Annotated in this window: 13 protein-coding genes; all 13 read right to left on the bottom strand. The window is 68.3% G+C overall.

Going from position 1 to position 18283, the window contains the following annotated elements:
• Nucleotides 1–25: 25 nt before the first annotated feature.
• Nucleotides 26–1618 carry an ABC1 kinase family protein gene (locus AC1VXC_RS05335; protein WP_017355174.1) on the bottom strand — a complete coding sequence of 531 codons (1593 nt, stop codon included), beginning with the start codon at nucleotides 1616–1618 and terminating at the stop codon, nucleotides 26–28.
• Between the two features lie 25 nt (nucleotides 1619–1643).
• Nucleotides 1644–4109 carry a phosphoketolase family protein gene (locus AC1VXC_RS05330; protein ID WP_017355175.1) on the bottom strand — a complete coding sequence of 822 codons (2466 nt, stop codon included), beginning with the start codon at nucleotides 4107–4109 and terminating at the stop codon, nucleotides 1644–1646.
• Nucleotides 4106–5020: a ribose-phosphate diphosphokinase gene (locus AC1VXC_RS05325; protein ID WP_017355176.1), complete on the bottom strand. Its 915-nt coding sequence runs from the start codon at nucleotides 5018–5020 to the stop codon at nucleotides 4106–4108. The genes AC1VXC_RS05330 and AC1VXC_RS05325 overlap by 4 nt, the downstream gene beginning before the upstream one ends.
• Nucleotides 5017–6534 carry a thymidine phosphorylase family protein gene (locus AC1VXC_RS05320; RefSeq protein ID WP_481538881.1) on the bottom strand — a complete coding sequence of 506 codons (1518 nt, stop codon included), beginning with the start codon at nucleotides 6532–6534 and terminating at the stop codon, nucleotides 5017–5019. The genes AC1VXC_RS05325 and AC1VXC_RS05320 overlap by 4 nt, the downstream gene beginning before the upstream one ends.
• Nucleotides 6531–7916 carry an MBL fold metallo-hydrolase RNA specificity domain-containing protein gene (locus AC1VXC_RS05315; RefSeq protein ID WP_017357192.1) on the bottom strand — a complete coding sequence of 462 codons (1386 nt, stop codon included), beginning with the start codon at nucleotides 7914–7916 and terminating at the stop codon, nucleotides 6531–6533. The genes AC1VXC_RS05320 and AC1VXC_RS05315 overlap by 4 nt, the downstream gene beginning before the upstream one ends.
• An 82-nt stretch (nucleotides 7917–7998) precedes the next feature.
• Nucleotides 7999–8406 (bottom strand): hypothetical protein, encoded by a 408-nt coding sequence (locus AC1VXC_RS05310; RefSeq protein ID WP_049436410.1) that lies wholly within the window; start codon nucleotides 8404–8406, stop codon nucleotides 7999–8001.
• Nucleotides 8403–10790 (bottom strand): heavy metal translocating P-type ATPase, encoded by a 2388-nt coding sequence (locus AC1VXC_RS05305; protein WP_049404642.1) that lies wholly within the window; start codon nucleotides 10788–10790, stop codon nucleotides 8403–8405. The genes AC1VXC_RS05310 and AC1VXC_RS05305 overlap by 4 nt, the downstream gene beginning before the upstream one ends.
• Nucleotides 10787–11452, bottom strand: coding sequence for a methyltransferase family protein (locus AC1VXC_RS05300; protein ID WP_017357195.1), 666 nt, complete (start codon nucleotides 11450–11452; stop codon nucleotides 10787–10789). The genes AC1VXC_RS05305 and AC1VXC_RS05300 overlap by 4 nt, the downstream gene beginning before the upstream one ends.
• A 1-nt stretch (nucleotide 11453) precedes the next feature.
• Nucleotides 11454–11768 (bottom strand): DUF2933 domain-containing protein, encoded by a 315-nt coding sequence (locus AC1VXC_RS05295; protein ID WP_065427866.1) that lies wholly within the window; start codon nucleotides 11766–11768, stop codon nucleotides 11454–11456.
• Complete coding sequence (locus AC1VXC_RS05290; RefSeq protein ID WP_017357196.1) at nucleotides 11765–12277, bottom strand: MerR family transcriptional regulator; 513 nt, start codon at nucleotides 12275–12277, stop codon at nucleotides 11765–11767. The genes AC1VXC_RS05295 and AC1VXC_RS05290 overlap by 4 nt, the downstream gene beginning before the upstream one ends.
• Before the next feature lie 172 nt (nucleotides 12278–12449).
• Nucleotides 12450–15599, bottom strand: a complete 3150-nt coding sequence (locus AC1VXC_RS05285) for an efflux RND transporter permease subunit (protein ID WP_049404640.1) — start codon at nucleotides 15597–15599, stop codon at nucleotides 12450–12452.
• Between the two features lies 1 nt (nucleotide 15600).
• Nucleotides 15601–17013, bottom strand: coding sequence for an efflux RND transporter periplasmic adaptor subunit (locus tag AC1VXC_RS05280; protein WP_017357198.1), 1413 nt, complete (start codon nucleotides 17011–17013; stop codon nucleotides 15601–15603).
• Nucleotides 17010–18203: a TolC family protein gene (locus AC1VXC_RS05275; protein WP_482995013.1), complete on the bottom strand. Its 1194-nt coding sequence runs from the start codon at nucleotides 18201–18203 to the stop codon at nucleotides 17010–17012. Before AC1VXC_RS05275 ends, AC1VXC_RS05280 begins: the two co-directional genes overlap by 4 nt.
• Nucleotides 18204–18283 lie beyond the last annotated feature (80 nt).

Below are 18283 nucleotides of genomic sequence, written 5' to 3'. Positions count from 1 at the left end.
AGCGGGGAGATAGATCAGTGTTCTGTTACAAGTGTCCCGATCTGGCGATGGCCATCACCAGCCGCAGTGAGAGCAATCCCGCAGCAGCGAAAGCCACCATAGCCAGGAAAGGCATGTGACCGAACACTTGCGGGCCGTCGGAATGCAGGCTCAACAGCGCACCGCTTACGTACAGGCCCAAGGTGACCAGGGCCAACGCCAGCCGGTTGCCCGTGCGCGCGATTGCCTCCTGCGTGGAACTCAGGCCATGGTGGTGTACGGAGAAGGCGGGTCGTCCGTCGCTCAGTTGCGCCTGCCGCAACAGGTCGGTGGCGATCTGTGGCAGTTGGCGCGCAGTGCGGGCCAGCCGCATGGCAAGCGGCCTGTTGCCGCTGGGGCGGCTGGCTTCGGCAATGTCGGCGATCGCGGCCGCCTGCGCGGACAGCGTCCCCAGCAGGTCCAGATTCGGATCCAGCGCCCGCAGCGTGTTCTCGACCAGGAACAGCGTCCGGATCAGGGACAGCAGGTGGGCCGGAAGCCGGAAGCCAGCGCCCTGCCCAATGCGTGCCACGCGCCAGATTGCCTCGGCAATGGACCACTGCGCCAGCGGACGGCTGGCCATCTCGGCCAGGATCAGGTGGATCTCGCGCACATGCGAGCGGCGGTCGACCTGCGACGGGAAGAAGCCCATGGCGATCGCTGCATCCAGCACGCCCTCGGCGTCGTCGGCCGCAATGGCCTCGACCATGCCGCCGAGCGCGAGCCGGGATGCAGGGTCGAGCACGCCGATCGATCCAAAGTCATGCAGGCACAGGCGACCGTCGTCAAAGAAGAACAGATTCCCCGGGTGCGGGTCGGCATGGAAGACGCCGGCGCCGAAGAGCTGATGCACGTAGGCACCGAGCAGCGCCCTTGCCAGTGCGGGAGCGGCCGCTGTGCCGTACGCGGCCTCCAGACGGGTCCCGTGGCTTCGATCCTGCACAAGCACGTTGCGGGTGGCATACGGCTCGACGACGTGCGGCTGGGTGATGCCGGGCAGGGCATCCAGCACCTTGGCCATGCGCCGCATGTTCTGCGCCTCGTGACGCATGTCGATCTCGTCACGCAGGAATGCGCCTAGTTCGTCCACCAGTTCGAGCGGCCGGTGGCGTTTCAGTGGCGGCCAGATCCACTGGGCGACGCGCATCGTGCGCCGCAGGAGCAGCAGATCCGCCTGCACCTGGGCATGGATCCCGGGGCGGGTGATCTTGACGACCACATCGCGACCATCATGCATGCGCGCTGGATGGATCTGGGCCACTGAAGCCGCGGCCAGGGGCTTGTCATCGAAGCTGGCGAAAAGTTCGCCGACCGGCGCGCCAAACGCCTGTTCGACGATACGCATGGCCTCCTCCGCCGGGAAGGGGGGCACATCGCTGTGCAATCGCGACAGCGCCTCGCGATAGGGCGCCGGCAGCAGGTCCCAGCGCAGGCTCAAGCCCTGGCCCAGCTTGACGAAGGTGGTGCCCAACCCCACCAGTGTGGTGCTGACGTATGCCGGAAGCAGGTCGGGTGCACGTCGGCGCAGGCGCAGCACGGCGACGCCGAGCTTGAGTCCCGCCCAGGCAATCTGGCCTCCGCGCCGCACCGTGCCCGCCATCAACGCGCGCTCCCGGTTGGACAACTCATGGCGTCGACCCACTTGCAGGACGCAGGATCGTGGCCGGATCGCCCCGACCATCCACTGCCGCCAGCTCCGCTTCCGACAACAGGCCGCCCCGGGACTGGCCGAGGACGCCCGCGGCCGCATCGACCACGTGCGCCCAGGTGCTGCGGTTGGCGAACAGCAGTCCCGGCACGTCCAGCGTGCCGCCGCGGTTGACGAAGCCGAGCGCCGCGGTCGTGGCCGGGCCAGTGTCGAGCCGGCGCAGCGCGCCCAGGAAGGGCTCGGGCCGCGTATGCGTGACGAATATGCGCGGCCGTTCCGCCGGGAACAGTGCATGGACCTCGCTGTCGGAGTGCACGTACCGCGCCTCGTCCGGATCGCGCGGCGTGCGGAACCGGCCGGGCTCGCCGAGATAGACGATCGCGGCCGACACGCCACGTTCAACGAGGCGCACCTGCGCGTGGCGCACTTCCTGCAATTGGTAAGCACCGGTGGCGACCAGCAGGATCGCCGCTGTCGCCGGGTTGCCGGCCAGGCACAGCGCACCTTGGGTGGCCAGCGCCTGCGCCTGCGTCGGTGTCAGCTCGTGCGGCACCGGTCGCTTGGGGACGACCAGGGTGGTGACCGTGCCGCGTTGCGCGTAGGCGTGGGCGAGGGCCGCGGCGGCGCCGTTGGCGTCCGGGGGAAACACCACGCGCGATATGTCGGCCATTTCGCCCAGGAGCGCCTCGGCCATGGTCGGATCCTGATGGGACTGCTCGTTCTTCGCGTTCTCCCACGTGTGCGAGGTCAGCACGAGAGGCACGCCCAGCCAGCCGGGCGGTCGCCCCGCCTGTGCCTGGTGACGCGCGAAGATCAATTCCTGGCGCACGGCGCCAAGCATCTTCGGTGCGAACGCCTCGTAGGTGACCACCAGGTTCAGCCCGCCCTTGTTGCCGAGCGCGGCGCATACCACGGCTTCCTCATTAAGCGCGGTGATGACCGCGCCAGTGGTCGATTCCGCGACACCGGGCTCGGGCTCGTGCACCCGGTGCTTCATTGCGTCCAGGGTGCGATCGAGCTTGTTGCTGCGCAGCTCGTCAGGATTGCCCACGCGCACGCGCAGCCCCGGGTTCGCTTCGGCGATGGCGACGAACTGCTCGTCGAGCGCGGTCATCGGCGAGCTCTCGCCGCCGGCGCCGCGGTCGGCGATCGCCGGGACGCGGGGCGGTTCCACCTGGCGATCGGCCAGCGCATGGTCGCGCTCGCGCACGCGCTGCTGGAGGTCGTGGCTGTTGAGTGCGGCAACAGCCTCCTCGAGCTCGGACGCGGCCACGAACAGCGCCGCGGCGCCTTGATTGAAGAGCGCGCGTGCCTCGGCCTCCTTCGACGGATTCCCGGGCAGGGGCAGGTTGTGCGAGGCGTTGGTCCCGGCGCCGGGGAATCCGAAGCCCTTCACGGTTTCGGCAATGCCATAGGGCAGCCGCACGTCGGCATCGGGAACGGCGGCGCCCGCTTGCAGGCGCGACTCCATCACATGGATACCCCACGCGATGCTGGCCGGATCGCGCCCGTCCAGCGCGATCGGATCAAAGCCGTTCAATCGCAGGTGCCGGTCCAGCCACCGCTCGCCGCCCTGCTGGGCGATCTGGCTGCGCTGTTCGATGCGCCGCCCGTTGAGGATGATGATCGGGCTGACCAGCCCGCTGTCCTCGGCACGCCACCAGCGCGGCGCCCAGTCGCTGCCGCGCTGTTCCTCGAACGCACCGTCGCTGAGGAACGCCACCAGGCGTTCGTCCTTGAGCGGTGCATGCACGTACTGCAGTTCGGCAAAGCCGAGATAGCCGCCTTCCATCACGCCCCCGGCGGTGTGCGCATTGACGTGGGAGCCCAGGGGCGACGCCGGTGTTCCGTCCGGATTGAGGGTGTAGGCATAGAAGTCGCCGACGAACCGGCTCAGCCCCGCGTCGGAGCGGTCGTAACGTTCGGCGTGCCGGGCGGTCATGTTGCCAACCAGCACGTTCAGCGCGTCGATGGCGGCCACGCAGTGCCCCTGGCCCATCATCCATGCGCGGGTGACGCCATCCAGGGCGTCCATCAGCAGGTAGCCGGCGTAGGCCGGCACCATGTTGAGGGACCCGCCAGTGTGGCCTTCGGGCGTGGCCTTGAAGTCATCGGCCTCGAGGGCCGCGCCGTCGGTGCGGACCCGCTGGCTGTAGGTCATGTGGGCCACCAGCCACATGCCGGCGCTGGTGACGCGATCGGCCGCGGCGAGCCGCTGCCAGGCGGTGCCGGCATCGGGCGTGCGGCCCAAGGCCACCAGCTCGTGCACCATCTGGCGGACCCGGAGCTGGGTGAGCGGGTCATGTCGGATCACGCCGTAGCCGGCCGCCCAATGGTCAAACGCGGGATCGGCCCGCCGGTGGGCGTCGGCGAGTTCAAGGGTCCGCTGGCGCTCGGCGGCCGACAGCTGGTCGGCGGTGCAGCAGTTGAGATGCAGGTTCATGGGTCCTCCGGGGAGTCGGCCGAAGCGGACATCAGGGTCGATGCCGCGTCAGCGAGGTCCGCGCCGAGCGCGATCGCGTTCGACGGGTGGGCAATGGTGTCGGTACTGACGATGCGGGCCAGACCTGCTTCCTGCAGGCGGGCATAGGCATCGCCGGCGAACACCGGATGGATGGCGACCAGCAGTGGCGGCGGCAACGACAACCGGCGCAGGTGTGCGAGGGTCTCCAGGATGGTGTGGCCGGACGACACGATGTCGTCGATCAGGACCGGGGTCCGGCCCGCCACGGCCTGCGGGTCGGGCAGGCTGACGCGCACGTCGTAGTCGCCGTGCCGCTCCTTGGCCAGCACCTGGTAGGGCATGCCGGACAGGGCGGCGATGTCCGCTACCCACTGCTCGCTCTCGCTGTCAGGGCCGATCAGCACAGCGTCGGGGACGGTCTCAGCGATCCAGCGGGCCACGGCCGGCGTCGCCGATACGTGGACCGTCGGAATGCGGTAGAGCGACTGCAGGCGCTCGACGCGGTGCAGGTGCGGGTCCACGGTCACCAGCCAGTCGAAAGCCTCTTCGAGGAATTGCGCAAACAGCGGTGTACTGACCGCCTCGCCGCGATGGAAGCGGGTGTCCTGGCGCATATACCCCAGGTAGGGTGCGATGAGGCCGACCGAACGAGCCCCGAACTCGCGCGCGGTCCGGGCGGCGAAGCGCAGCGGGAGGGCCAGGGCATCGGCGTTGCGCAGGCTGGCCAGGATCGCCACATCGGCGCCGTCCAGTGCGTCGTCCAGGGTGACCAGCGACTCGCCATCGGGGAAGTGCCGCCAGGCCACGGGTGCAATGCGCGCCTGCAGGGGCTGGTTGATGGTGCCGGCCAACACTGCATCGGCCGGGAAGGGCATCAGCACACGGGTCATGGAACCTCTCCAAGCACAAAGGGTTGCAGCGTCGCGGCGTGCTCCAGGGCGTAGGCCAGTTCTCCCGGCGACTCCGCATGCAGGGTCATCATGGGCTGTCCGCGCTCGACCGTATCGCCGATCCGCAGACCGGTTTCGAGGCCGGCGGTGGGGGATGTCGGGGCGCCGGCCAGCTTGGCCAGTTTGGCCAGCCTGCGGTTGTCGATCGCCGCGATGCGGCCCGATGCAGGCGCCGGGACGTCGGCGGTGAACGCCGCCCGTGGCGGTTCGCGGAAGCCTCCCTGGGCCTCGCAGATCGCCAGGAACTTGGCCAGCGCCGCCCCGGAATCCAGCACGCCGCGCGCGCGCTCCAGTCCGGTGCCGGCGTTGCTGCCCGCTGCCATGTCCAGCAGCGTCGCGGACAGCGCAAGTGCGCGTTCGCGAAGGTCGGCGGGTGCATCGGCCGCGTTGCGCAGCACCTTGAGCACGTCGTGCGCCTCGAGCGCCGGGCCGATTCCCCGACCCACCGGCTGGGTGCCGTCGGAGCGATGGATGCCCAACTGCAATCCCAGCGCGCCCGCGGTGTGGGCAAGCCGCGTGCCGAGGCTGTGGGCCGCGGCCTCACCTCGCACCTTGGCCGTCGGACCCACCGGCATGTCGATCAGGACGTGGGTGGAGCCCGCGGCTATCTTCTTCGACAGCACGCTGGCGACCAGTTGGCCGTCGCTGTCGAAATCCAGCGGGCGCTGGACCCGGATCAGGATGTCGTCGGCCGGGCTCAGGCGCACGTTGCCACCCCACACGATGCAGCCGCCCTCGCGCTCCACCACCCGGCGCATCGCCGCCAGGTCGAGCGCCACCGGCGCCATCACTTCCATGGTGTCGGCGGTGCCCGCGGGCGACGTGATCGCGCGCGACGAGGTCTTCGGGATGCGGTAGCCCAGCGCAGCCACGATGGCCACCACGATCGGGGTGGTGCGATTGCCCGGCAGGCCACCTACGCAGTGTTTGTCCAGCACCGGCCCTTCGCCCCAGTCCAGGCGCTGGCCCACGGAGATCATGGCTCGCGTCAGCGCGGTCGTCTCCGCATGGTCCAGGCGGTCACCCGCGCTGGCAGTGACGAAAGCTGCAAGCTCCAGGTCCGACAACCTGCTTTCCATCACGTCCTGCACCAGGGCGAAGTACTGCGCGTCGTCCAACCGGGCGCCGAACACCTTGGCACGGAGCGCGCCCGCCGACGCCGCGGGTTCCGCGTGCCTGACGCCGGCGAGGGCGTCGGGCGCGGGATCGAGGAGCGTCCACGCGGCCTCCGACAACGCCACCTCGTCCAGGCCGAGCCGATCGTCGATGACCACGTTCAGCGTCGCCACCAGCGTGCGGGCGTCCACGTCCAGCCTGACGCGCGTCAACGCGGCAAAGCCTTCCGAGCGACAGACCTCGCAGTCGCGGTGCATATAGACCACCGGCTGCTGGTAGGTGTCGATGCCGGCACGGGTGACGCGCAGGCGGGTGTGGCCCGGGGCCTGCGTGGTCATCTCGCATCCTCCAATCCGACTTGCTCCAGGTGCCCCGGCACGCGCGCACGCCAGCCCAGTTCACGCTGCACGCGCCCGCGCAGCGTGTCTGCAGCGTCGGGCTCGCCGTGGGTGAGGTAGACCATGCGCGGCGCGGACGGCGCGGTGCGCATCCAGTCCAGCAGCTCCCCGGCGTCGGCGTGGCCGGAGAAGCCCTCCAGCTGCACCACCTCGGCGCGGATGGGGACCTCGCGGCCGAACATGCGCAACGTGCGCTTGCCTGCCGCCAGCGCGGCACCGCGTGTTCCTCCGGCCTGGTAGCCCGCGAGCAGGATCGCGTTGCGGTCATCGGGGCCGAACGCCTCGATGTGGTGCAGCACGCGCCCGCCGGTGATCATGCCGCTGGCCGAGATGATGATCATCGGCCCGCGCTGGCGGTTGAGTGCCTTCGACTCTTCTACAGTGTTGACGAAGGTGGCCACGTCGAACATCCGCTGGCAGTCCTCGTCGGACACGTGGTGCTCGGAGTGGTGGTCGTGGTAGTGCCGGGTCGCGTTGATCGCCATCGGGCTGTTGAGGTAGACCGGCACGCGAGGGATGTCCTTGCGCTCACGCAGCCGGGCGATATGCAGCATGAGCGCCTGGGCGCGGCCGATGGCAAAGGCGGGAATGACGATCACGCCCCCGCGGGCGGCAACGCGGCGGATGATCGGTGCCAGCTCGGCTTCTTGGTCGATCGGAATGTGTTCCCGATTGCCATATGTGGATTCGCAGACCAGGACGTCACAGGCGGGCAGGGGCGTCGGCGGATTCATCAGCGACTCCTGCTGCCGTCCCAGGTCGCCACTGAAGTGCAGGCGCTGGCCCTGGACGTCAAGGCTGACATGGGCAGCGCCCAGGATGTGGCCGGCAGGATGGAAGCGGATCGTGACGCCTGATGCGACCTCGATGTCGCGACCATAGTCATGCCCCTTGAGCTGCTTCAGGCTGCGGCGGGCGTCATCCTCGGTATAAAGCGGCCGTGGTTCCTTGTGCTTGGAGTACCCCTTGCGGGCCGCGTACTTGGCCTCCTCTTCGAGCAGGTGTCCGCTGTCGGGAAGCAGCAGGCCGCACAGGGCCACGCTGCCATGGGTGCAGTGGATCCGGCCGCGGAACCCTTGTTTGACCAGTGCGGGCAAGTAGCCCGAATGGTCCAGGTGGGCGTGGGTCAGGACCACCGCGTCGATTGATGACGCCTCGACGGGAAACGGAGCCCAGTTGCGCTCGCGCAATTGCTTGTAGCCCTGGAACAGGCCGCAGTCCACGAGCACGCGCTGACCGTTGGCCTCGACCAGGTAGCGCGAGCCGGTCACGGTGCCCGCGGCACCGAGGAATTGCAGGGTGGGGTTGGAAGACGCTGTCATGGTGTGGCTCCTGTCCTGGAAGGGAAGTGATTGCGGAGGGCATGGCGAGGGCCGAGGCGCATCTGCATCGCCCGCGCGCCTGTCAGGGGCGGATCAGCTCCACTGTGTCGTTGACCTTGGGGCTCCCGGAGATCACTTCAGCCTCCGCGTAGTGGCTGTCGAACAGTTCGACGATGCGCACTTGGCCAACGTTCTCGCGGCGGTAGCGTGGACCGCCGGCCCGCGAATGCCGGATACGGCGCTTGTGCCGGATCACGTCCAGCACCTGCCCGACCTGGGCACCGTCGGCCTGCCCGACACAGACCACAAGCGTTCCGTCCTGCTTTTCCAGCACCTGGCCGCGCATCAACACGTTGTGGCGGAACCCACCCTCGTTCGCGGAGACGACCCCCGGCAATGCGAACGCGAGCGCGAGGGCCAGTGCGGCGACCCAATGGCTGCGATTGGTACCTCGGGGTCTGGAATGGGCGACGTGTGTGACCGTATTCATGGTGTGGACTCCTTAGATGGGCTGCGAGGGGTGGCGGCATCCGCCAGTGGAAGGCGTTTGAGCAGCAACGCGTTGAGGGCGACGATCACCGAACTGCCCGACATCGACAGCGCGGCGATTTCTGGCGACAGCACGAACGGATAGAGCACACCGGCCGCCAGCGGAAAGGCCAGCACGTTGTAGCCCACGGCCCAGCCCAGATTCTGATGCATCTTGCGCAGAGTGGCGTGGGCGATGGTGGTCGCGCGAACGACGTCATAAGGGTCGCTGTGCATGAGCACGATGTCGGCACTCTCGATGGCGACGTCGGTGCCGGCGCCGATCGCGAACCCAACGTCGGCTTGGGTGAGCGCCGGTGCGTCGTTGATGCCGTCGCCCACCATGCCGACCTTGAGGCCCTGCGACTGCAGCTTGATGACCTCATCGGCCTTGCCGCCCGGCAGCACGTCGGCCAGCACGATGTCGATTCCCAGGTCCTGTGCCACGCGCTCGGCCGTGGGGCGGTTGTCGCCGGTGATCATCGCCACCTTGATGTTGCGCCGGTGCAATTCGTCGATGGCCGCGCGCGAGGTCTCCCGGATCGCGTCGGCAATCGCGAAGAAGCCTGCGAGCCGGTCACCCACCCCGGCATAGATCACCGTGCGACCGGCACCGGTGAGGCGCGCAGCCTCCGCTTCCAATACCGAGAGGTCGATGCCGTGCTCGACCATCAGGATCCGGTTGCCCAGCACCACCTGCACCCCGTCAACCACGCCGGTAGCGCCCTGGCCATCGATGTTGGTGAACGCGGTAGCGCGCTCGGCTACCGGACCGGCACGCTTCAGGATGGCCTGCGCCAGCGGGTGCTCGGAGTGCGCCTCGACCGCGGCGGCCGCGGCCAGCAACCGCTCCTGCGTCCAGCCCGGCGCGACCGCCATGTCGACCACCTCGGGGGCGCCGACCGTCAGGGTGCCGGTCTTGTCGAAGATCACCACGTCCAGGCGTGCGCTCTTCTCAATCGATTCGGCATGCTTGAAGAGGATGCCGTGTCGTGCCCCCAGGCCAGTGCCGATCATGATCGCCATCGGCGTGGCCAAACCGAGTGCATCGGGGCAGGCGATGACGAAGACGGTGATCGTCAGCGTGAGCGCGAACAGCAGCGGCTGTCCCAGCCACCAGAACCAGACCGCGAAGGTCAGCAGCCCGATCACGATCGCAGCCAGCACCAGCCATTGCGAGGCGCGGTCGGCGAGCAGCTGCGCGGGCGCCTTGGAGTTCTGCGCGGTCTGGACCAGCTTGATGATCTGCGCCAGTGCCGTGTCGCTGCCGATCTTGGTGGCGGTGTAGGCGAATGCGCCGCTCTTGTTGATCGATCCGCCGACGACGGACTCTCCGGGATCCTTGCGCACCGGCATCGACTCGCCGGTCAGCATGGATTCGTCGACCTGAGAGCTGCCTTCCGTCACGATGCCATCGACCGGGATCTTCGCCCCGGGCCGCACGATCACGGTCTCGCCGACCAGCACTTCAGCGGTGGGAATGTCGAGCTCCTGCCCCTCGCGCCGGACGACCGCGCGGGGTGGGGACAGCTTCAGCAGCGCTTTCATGGCGTCCGAGGCGCCGGCGCGAGCCCGCATCTCGAGCCAGTGGCCAAGCAGGACGAAGGTCAGCAGGACGGCCGAGGCCTCGTAGAAGTTCGGCCCGTCGAAGAAGAACGTCGACGCGATGCTGAAACCGTAACCTGTGCCCACGCTCAGGAGCACCAGGACCGCCATGTCCAGCACACCCCGTCGCAGGGACCGGATCGCGGCGCTGAAGAATGGCCAGCCCGGATACAGCACGGCGCCGGTCGCCAGCAGGAACAACCAGACGTTCTCGCGCAGTCCGAACGGCACCGGCGGCGGCTCTATCAGCCCGCCCATGGGCGACCACACGAATACCGGGATCGCGAAGGCGAGGGCGACCAGGAAGCGGCGGCCCATGTCGCGCGCCGCGGCGTGCAGATCGCTGCCGTGGTTCATGCCCGCATGGGCGTCGTGGCCCCCGGCATCCGTGGCGTCATCGCCGTGGCCGGCGTGGGCGTCAGCGGGGCGCTCTGCGGCCAATTCCTGTCCGTGCCCGGCATGCGCAGCATGGGCGTGCGCGCCTGCGGCGGGGTCGGCATCGGGCATCGGCGCGTTGCATTGGAAGCCGCAGTCGCGGATCGCGGTGGCGACCGCGCCCGCCGACAGGCGGGCCGGGTCGTAGGACACCTGCAGGGTCGCGGTAGCGAAATTCGCGCTGGTGGCGTTGACTCCAGGCAGCGCGGCCACGGCCTTCTCCAGCGTGCGCGCGCAGCCGGCACTCACCATGTCGCCGATGGGCCAGGTGCGCGTGCGCACAGTGGGTTTGTGGACGTGCGTCATCGGGTTTCTCCTTGGGATGGAGCGGGGCCGCGCCGGCGTCGCGGGATGAAGGCCGGCACTTCCTGCATGTAGCGGACGTAGTCGTCGCCGAAGCGGCTCAAGCAGTCTTTTTCCTCACGACGCGCCAGGCGGGCATAGGCCCACACGAGCACTGGATAGCTGGCGAGCGTGAGCAGCGTGGGCCACTGCAGCAGGAAACCGGTCAGCACGAGCAGGAAGGCGACGTACTGCGGGTGACGCATGCGCGCATACACGCCCTCGCGGGCGAGCCGGCCTTCACGCTGTGCCCGATACAGCACCGGCCAGGCGGCCGACAGCAGCCAGAAGCCGCCGCCGATCAGGACGAAGCTTGCGATGTGGAATGGGCCGAAATGCGGGTTGGCGCGCCAGCCGAACCACATCTCGAGCAGATGGCCCGCGTCATGGCTCAGCCAGTCCACCTGCGGATAGTTGGCGCTGAGCCAGCCGCCCAGGACGTACAGCGTCAGCGGGAAGCCATACATTTCCGCGAACAGGGCCACGACGAAGGCGGAGAACATACCGAACCCACGCCAGTCCCAACGGGTCAGCGGTTTGTAGAAGCTCCAGGCGAAGAAGATGAAGAACGCGGCGTTGATGGCGGCGAGGAGCCAAAGACCGTAGCCGGAGTCGGGTGCCTGCATGTCAGTGCCCTCCGTTCGAGGTGTCGGACGTTTCGTCGTTCAGTGCCCGCTTGCTACGGCTCTCATGCTGGCCATGGGGTGTGTCGTCGGCATTGCCGTCGCGCCCATGACTTCCGGAACCTCCATGACCGCCATGCCCCTTGTGCATGAACACATGCATCAAGGGACATAGCAGCAGGATGGCCAGGGGCAACCAGCGAAGCGTCCCCCCAAGGTGGGCGCGGTGCTCGACGGCGAGATAGAACACGGCCAGCGCCAGGAAGATCCAGAAGACCCAGCGTCGGGAGCCTGAGGGGGCAGGACTGGAGGCTGTCATGGCAAATTCTCCTCTGTGGGGCGGCGTCCAAGAAGTCGCCGGGGGGTGGACTTGACGAACCCGCCGCCTTCAGCAGCGGCAACAGATTCGATCAATGCGCAGACGTCATCGCCAGTCGGAATGGAGTCCGGAAGCTCCGCCCAGGCGTGGATGGCACGCTCCATTCGTCCGTGCATGGCGAGCAGCCTGTCCAGTTGTTGGCGGGTGTCGTCGAGCCTGCGCCGAATGATGTCCCGCACAAGCGGACAGGGACTATGTCGCAGCAGGCTGTGGTGGATGATTTCCTCGATTTCCCCCAGCGTGAAGCCAAGGTGTTGCGCCGTGCGAATGAAGTGCAGGCGAAGGAGCTCCGAGGTGGAGAACAACTGGTAGCCGCCCTCGGTATGCGTGGCCGCTTGCAACAGACCGCGCCGCAGGTAGTTGCGCACCACATGCACCGTGACATCGCCCTGCCGTGCCAGCTGGCGGACCGTCATCAGCGGCAGCGTCACTTCTTCCTTGGTCGTCATCGGCTTGCTCCCGGCGAGGTGTTGATCAGGCTAGACCTGTGTCTCGCACACAGGTCAACCGGCCTTGCGGTGGGCGAAGCCAGTAACGCGCGAATTGGCCGTGGACGGACGGATGTTCGCGGCCACAGTTGCATGAGCCGTCGGTCCCTGCCTGCGTTGAACGGCCCCATCACTACTTCTCCTTGGGTAGTGCGGAGGAGGGGTGCGGCTTCCTGGCCAGCTGCCGCTGCTTGATCAGCGAGTACAGCGCCGGGATCACGACCAGGGTGAGGATGGTCGAAGACACCATGCCACCTACCATCGGCGCAGCGATTCGGCGCATGACTTCCGAGCCAGTACCGCTGCTCCACATGATGGGCAGCAGGCCCGCCATGATCGCGACCACGGTCATCATCTTCGGGCGCACGCGGTCGACCGCGCCTTCGATGATGGCCTCGCGCAGGTCCCGTGAATCCAGTGCCCGGCCTTCGGCCTGCCTCTGCGCGGCACGCGCTTCAAGTGCGTGGTCGAGGTAGATCAGCATCACCACGCCGGTTTCCGCGGCGACGCCGGCCAGCGCGATGAAGCCCACGATCACCGCGACGCTGGTGTTGTAGTCGAGCATCCACATCAGCCAGATGCCACCGACCAGTGCGAAGGGCACCGACAGCATCACGATCAGCGACTCGGTGACACGGCGGAAGTTGAGGTACAGCAGCAGGAAAATCAGCGCCAGCGTCACCGGAACGACGACACGCATCTTCTCCGCGGCACGTTGCATGTATTCGTACTGTCCACTCCAGGTCACGTAGTAGCCAGGCGGGAACTGCACCTGCTCGGTGACCGCTTCCTGCGCAGCCTTCACGTAGCGGCCGAGATCGCTCTCTCGGGTGTCGACGTAGATGTACGCCGCCAGCATCGCGTTCTCGGTGCGGATGCTCGGCGCACCCTTCCTGACCTCAATCCGCGCCAGTTCGCCCAGCGGCACCTGGGCGCCGCCGGGCACCGGCACAAGGACTTGGCTGCCTATCCGGTGCGGATCGTCGCGGAGTTCGCGGGGATAGCGCACGATCGCGCTGAAGCGTTCGCGGCCCTGGAGGATGGTGGTGACGATCTCGCCGCCCAGCGCGGCGGCCACCACGTTCTGCACCTCGCCCAGGGTGACGCCGTACTGGGCCAGGCTGCCAAGGTCGGGGGTGATGTCGAGGTAGTAGGCGCCGGTCAGGCGTTCGGCGAACGCGCTGGTCGTGCCCGGCACTTCGCGCACCACGGCTTCGATCTCGGTGGCCAGCGCGTCGAGTTGCTCAAGGTCCGTGCCGAAGAGTTTGATGCCCACGGGCGTGCGGATGCCGGTGGCCAGCATGTCGGTGCGCGCCTTGATCGGCATCGTCCAGGAGTTGGCGACGCCCGGGAACTTCAGCGCCGCGTCCATCTCGGCGATGAGCTTGTCGGTGGTCATGCCGTCCCGCCATTCGTCCTCGGGCTTGAGGTTGATGACGGTCTCGAACATCTCCAGCGGTGCGGGATCGGTGGCCGTCAGGGCACGGCCCGCCTTGCCGAACACCGACTCCACTTCCGGGAAGCCCTTGATGATCCGGTCCTGCTGCTGCAGCAGCTCCGAGGCCTTGGTCACCGACATGCCCGGAAGCGACGCGGGCATGTACAGCAGCGTGCCTTCGTTGAGGGTTGGCATGAACTCGCTGCCCAGCCGCGATGCAGGCCACAGGCTTGCAAACAGGGCGGCCAACGCAAACATGATTGTGGCCATGCGATGCCGCAGAACGACGTTGATCACCGGCCGATAGGCCGCAACCAGGAACCGGTTCACCGGATTCTTGTGCTCGGGCACGATCTTGCCGCGCACGAACAGCAGCATGAGTACCGGTACCAGCGTGATCGACAACAGCGCGCCACCGGCCATCGCGAAGGTCTTGGTGAAGGCCAGCGGCTTGAACAGGCGACCTTCCTGAGCCTCCAGGGCGAACACGGGCAGGAACGAGACGGTGATGATCATCAGGCTGAAGAACAGCGCCGGCCCGACCTCGCGACAGGCATCGATGATCAGCTGGGTCCGGCTGCGGGAGCCGTCGGAGCGCTCGATGTGCTTGTGCGCGTTCTCGATCATCACGATCGCCGCGTCGACCATCACGCCAATCGAGATCGCGATGCCGCCCAGGCTCATGATGTTGGAGTTCATGCCCAGCATGCGCATCGCGATCACCGCGATCAGCACGCCGACGGGCAGCATGACGATCGCGACCAGCGCGCTGCGCGCATGGAACAGGAATACCAGGCACACCAGTGCGACGATCAGGCTCTCCTCGAGCAGCGTCGTGCGTAGCGTCTTGATCGCGCGCACGATGAGATCGGAGCGGTCGTAGACCGCCTGGACGCTGACGCCCTCGGGGAGTCCACTCGCAAGCTGGGCGATCTTGTCCTTCACCCCCCCGATCACGGCCAGGGCGTTTTCGCCGAAGCGCGCAATGACGATCCCGCCCACAACGTCGCCTTCGCCGTCCAGGTCGACGATGCCACGGCGCTCATCGGGTACCAGTTCGACCCGGGCGACGTCGCCGATCAGCACCGGTGCGCCCCCTTCGGCGCGCAGAACCAGGCTCTCGATATCCTCGATACCGCGCAGGTAGCCGCGGCCCCGCACCATGTACTCGGTCTCGGCCATCTCGATCACGCGGCCGCCGACGTCGCGGTTGCTCTCGGCGATCACCTCGGACACGCGTGAAATCGGGATGTCGAACTCGCGCAGCCGGACCGGATCGACGGTGATCGAGTACTGGCGCACGAAGCCGCCGACGCTGGCGACCTCGGCCACGCCGGGCGCGGTGGTGAGCTGGTAACGCAGGTACCAGTCCTGCATCGCGCGCAGCTCGTCCAGCGAGTGGCGGTCGCTCTGCAGCACGTACTGGTAGACCCAGCCCACGCCGGACGCGTCGGGTCCCAGTGCCGGTGCCACGCCAGCCGGCAGGTTTTTCGACGCGACGTTGAGGTTCTCGAGCACGCGCGAGCGCGCCCAGTACAGGTCCGTGCCTTCTTCGAAGATGACGTAGATGAAGGAGGCGCCGAAGAACGAGAAGCCGCGGACGTCCTTCGACTTCGGCGTCGCGAGCAGGGCGCTGGTCAGCGGATAGGTGACCTGGTCCTCGACCACCTGGGGCGCCTGCCCCGGGTACTCCGTGAACACGATCACCTGCACGTCCGACAGATCCGGTTGTGCGTCCAGCGGCGTGTTCATCAGTGCGTAGATGCCACCGGCGACAATCGCCAGCGCCATCAGCAGCACCAGGAAGACGTTGCGCACCGACCATTCAACGAGACGGCCAAGCATGTCAGTGCCCCTCGTGGCCGGTGGGGGCGGGCGGAGTCTCTTCCGGGGTAGCCGGCATGGAATGACCGGCGTGCGGATCAGAGGCCTCGTCACCATGACCTGCGTGCGGGTCGGCGGCGTCCTCGCCGTGCCCGGCGTGTGGATCCTCAGCGGTGCCCGAAGGCGCGCCGTGTCCTGTGTGACCCTCAAGACCCTGGAGTGCCGACTGCAGGTTGCTTTCGGCGTCGATCAGGAAGTTGGCGGAGACCACGACCTGCTCGCCCTCGGTCAGGCCGTCGAGGATCTCGATGCGATCGCCGCCGCGCCGCCCCAGGCTGACATCGCGCGGTGCGAAGCGGCCAGGGCCGGTCTCGACCAGCACCACCTGGCGCGTGCCGCTGTCGAGCACGGCCGAGCGCGGAACGGTCAGGACCGGTCCAGCCCCCGGCTCCTCCAGCACCACCGTCCCATACAGCCCGGGCCGCAGGTCGCCAGCGGGGTTGGGCAGGGCGATGCGCACATCCACGGTGCGCGTCATCGCATCGATGACGGGCTGCACGAAGGTGACCTCGCCCTCGGCCACCTGGCCCGGCAGGGCCACGGTTTCAAAGCGGGCCGTTTGGCCGGGCTGGATACCCGCGGCCTGCGCCGCCGGCACCTTGGCGATCACCCACACCTTCGACAGGTCCGCCAGGCGCAGGATGGTTTCGCCGGGCTCGAAACGCGCGCCCTGGACCACCGGCTTCTCGATCACGACCGCGTCCGCGGGCGCGGTGAGCACCAGGCCCGTCTTGCCCATCTGCGCGTCACTGATTTCCCAGTTGCGCAGGCGGGTGCGGGCGGCATCGCGCAGGCGGACCATCGACGCCGCGCTCGCGGGATCGGACCCGGCCAGCCTGCGGGCGGTCTCGTCGGCCAGCCGGTATTCCTGCTGCGCCGCGGCCAGCTGCGGGCTGTAGACGGAGAGCAGCGGCTGCCCGGCGCTGACCCGCATGCCGGTCTGGTTCGCGTACAGCCGCTCCACCCAGCCTTCGAAGCGCGGGGCGATCGCGTACTGCCGGGTCTCGTCGACCTCGACCGTGCCGCTGGTGCGCACGGTAGCGGACAGGGCTCCGCGCTTGACCGCTTCGGTGCGCACGCCCAGCGCCTGCACCTTGTCCGGCGGCAGCACCACCGTGCCCGGTGCCGCCGGCGGTGCGTCGTCGGCATAGACCGGGACGTAGTCCATACCCATCGAATCCTTCTTCGGCACCGGCGACGTGTCCGCCAAGCCCATGGGATTGCGGTAATAGAGCACCTTGCGTTCTGCGGCCGGGCCGTCGATCGACGTGCCCGCGGTCGGGGAGTCGTTCGTGGCGCGGCCGGCAATCCAGCCGACGGCGAGGGCGGCGAGTGCAACGCCGATGGCGAGCGACAGGGTCTGGACACGGGTCATCGGATCTCTCCTTCGATGGCGCGCACGGCGGCGGCGCCCAACAGTTCGTCACGCAGTGCATCGACCCGTGCGAGGTCGGCGCCCTGCCATTCATTGAGTGCTTCCAGCAGCGTCCCGAAGTCGACTTCACCGACCTGGTAGCTGGCCAGGGCGGACTGCCAGGTGGCGTCGGCCTGCGGCAGCAGCGTGTTCTCGATCAGTCCGCGACGCTCGCGCGCGTTGGTCCACTGCGACCAGGCGGAAGCGCCGCGTTCCTCGACGGCCCGCAGCGTGGCGTCCCTGCGGGCAAGCGCTGCGTCTTCGAGCAGGCGCGATTCGCGCTCGCGCTCGCGGCGGGCACGCTGCTGGAACGGGATCTCGACCTCGAACATCAGCTCGGTGCTCTCGATGCCGTTGCCGAACTGCATCGCACCCACGCCCAGGGTGATGTCGGGAAAGCGGTTGCGACGCTGCAGTACCACGTTCGTGCGCGCCGCCTCGGCGCGAGCCTGCTGCGAGCGCACCGCGGGATGCGCATCGGCGTCATCCAGTGCCTCGGCAAGCGAGGCTCTGTGGACGGCGAGGCGCGGCGCCTCGTCGGGAGTCGCCAGCGGTGCATCGGACCGGCGCCCCAGCACCGCGTTCAAGGTGGCGGCCGCCTCCTGCTTGGTCGCGAGGCGTTCGATCCGCTCGCGCTGGAGGCTGGTCTGCTCGACCTGGGCGCGGATGGCATCCTGCTGCGCCGCGCGACCCAGGGCGTAGCGCACGCCGGCCATCTCTTCCACCTGGCGGAGCAGGGCGATGCGGCGATCAAGCACGGCCACGGCCTGGTCGGCATGCCAGTAGCGTGCGTAGGCCGCCTCGGCGTCGGCCAGCAAGTCGCGCGCAGTGGTGAGGCGATCGAGTCCGACCGCGACCGCGTCCTGGCTGGCCGCGGTCCGCGCCAGGGCGCGCTTGCCCCAAAGCGGGAGGCGCTGGCGCAGCGCGTAGTTGACCTCGCGCTCGGCACCGGCGGAGCGCCAGGGCTTGTCCGGATCGAGGCCGCGGAATCCAAGGGAAGCCGTCGGGTCGGGTAGGGCGCCCGCTGGCTGGATCCGTGCTTCGGCGGCCTGGGCCTCGAAGTCCATGGCCCGCAATTCCGGGTTGTGTTCCAGAACCCAGGCGCGGATCGACTCGAGGCTGTGCCCCGGGACGGGTTCGGTGGCGGTCACCGGCAGCGCCAGGGCCCACAAGGCGCCGGCAAGCACGCCGGCAAGAAGGTGCCGGAGCGGTGGCAGACGGCGGGACAGAG

It is taken from the genome of Stenotrophomonas sp. STEN033, from assembly GCF_056856655.1.
Note: the sequence above shows the minus strand (reverse complement) of the source record. Positions and strands in the feature narration are given on the sequence as shown.

What these genes read in the sequence shown, in the direction of transcription:
- AC1VXC_RS05335 (WP_017355174.1), bottom strand. Translation starts at nt 1,618, where the DNA reads ATGGCGGGCACGGTGCGGCGCGGAGGCCAGATTGCCTGGGCGGGACTC.
- AC1VXC_RS05330 (WP_017355175.1), bottom strand. Translation starts at nt 4,109, where the DNA reads ATGAACCTGCATCTCAACTGCTGCACCGCCGACCAGCTGTCGGCCGCC.
- AC1VXC_RS05325 (WP_017355176.1), bottom strand. Translation starts at nt 5,020, where the DNA reads ATGACCCGTGTGCTGATGCCCTTCCCGGCCGATGCAGTGTTGGCCGGC.
- AC1VXC_RS05320 (WP_481538881.1), bottom strand. Translation starts at nt 6,534, where the DNA reads ATGACCACGCAGGCCCCGGGCCACACCCGCCTGCGCGTCACCCGTGCC.
- AC1VXC_RS05315 (WP_017357192.1), bottom strand. Translation starts at nt 7,916, where the DNA reads ATGACAGCGTCTTCCAACCCCACCCTGCAATTCCTCGGTGCCGCGGGC.
- AC1VXC_RS05310 (WP_049436410.1), bottom strand. Translation starts at nt 8,406, where the DNA reads ATGAATACGGTCACACACGTCGCCCATTCCAGACCCCGAGGTACCAAT.
- AC1VXC_RS05305 (WP_049404642.1), bottom strand. Translation starts at nt 10,790, where the DNA reads ATGACGCACGTCCACAAACCCACTGTGCGCACGCGCACCTGGCCCATC.
- AC1VXC_RS05300 (WP_017357195.1), bottom strand. Translation starts at nt 11,452, where the DNA reads ATGCAGGCACCCGACTCCGGCTACGGTCTTTGGCTCCTCGCCGCCATC.
- AC1VXC_RS05295 (WP_065427866.1), bottom strand. Translation starts at nt 11,768, where the DNA reads ATGACAGCCTCCAGTCCTGCCCCCTCAGGCTCCCGACGCTGGGTCTTC.
- AC1VXC_RS05290 (WP_017357196.1), bottom strand. Translation starts at nt 12,277, where the DNA reads ATGACGACCAAGGAAGAAGTGACGCTGCCGCTGATGACGGTCCGCCAG.
- AC1VXC_RS05285 (WP_049404640.1), bottom strand. Translation starts at nt 15,599, where the DNA reads ATGCTTGGCCGTCTCGTTGAATGGTCGGTGCGCAACGTCTTCCTGGTG.
- AC1VXC_RS05280 (WP_017357198.1), bottom strand. Translation starts at nt 17,013, where the DNA reads ATGACCCGTGTCCAGACCCTGTCGCTCGCCATCGGCGTTGCACTCGCC.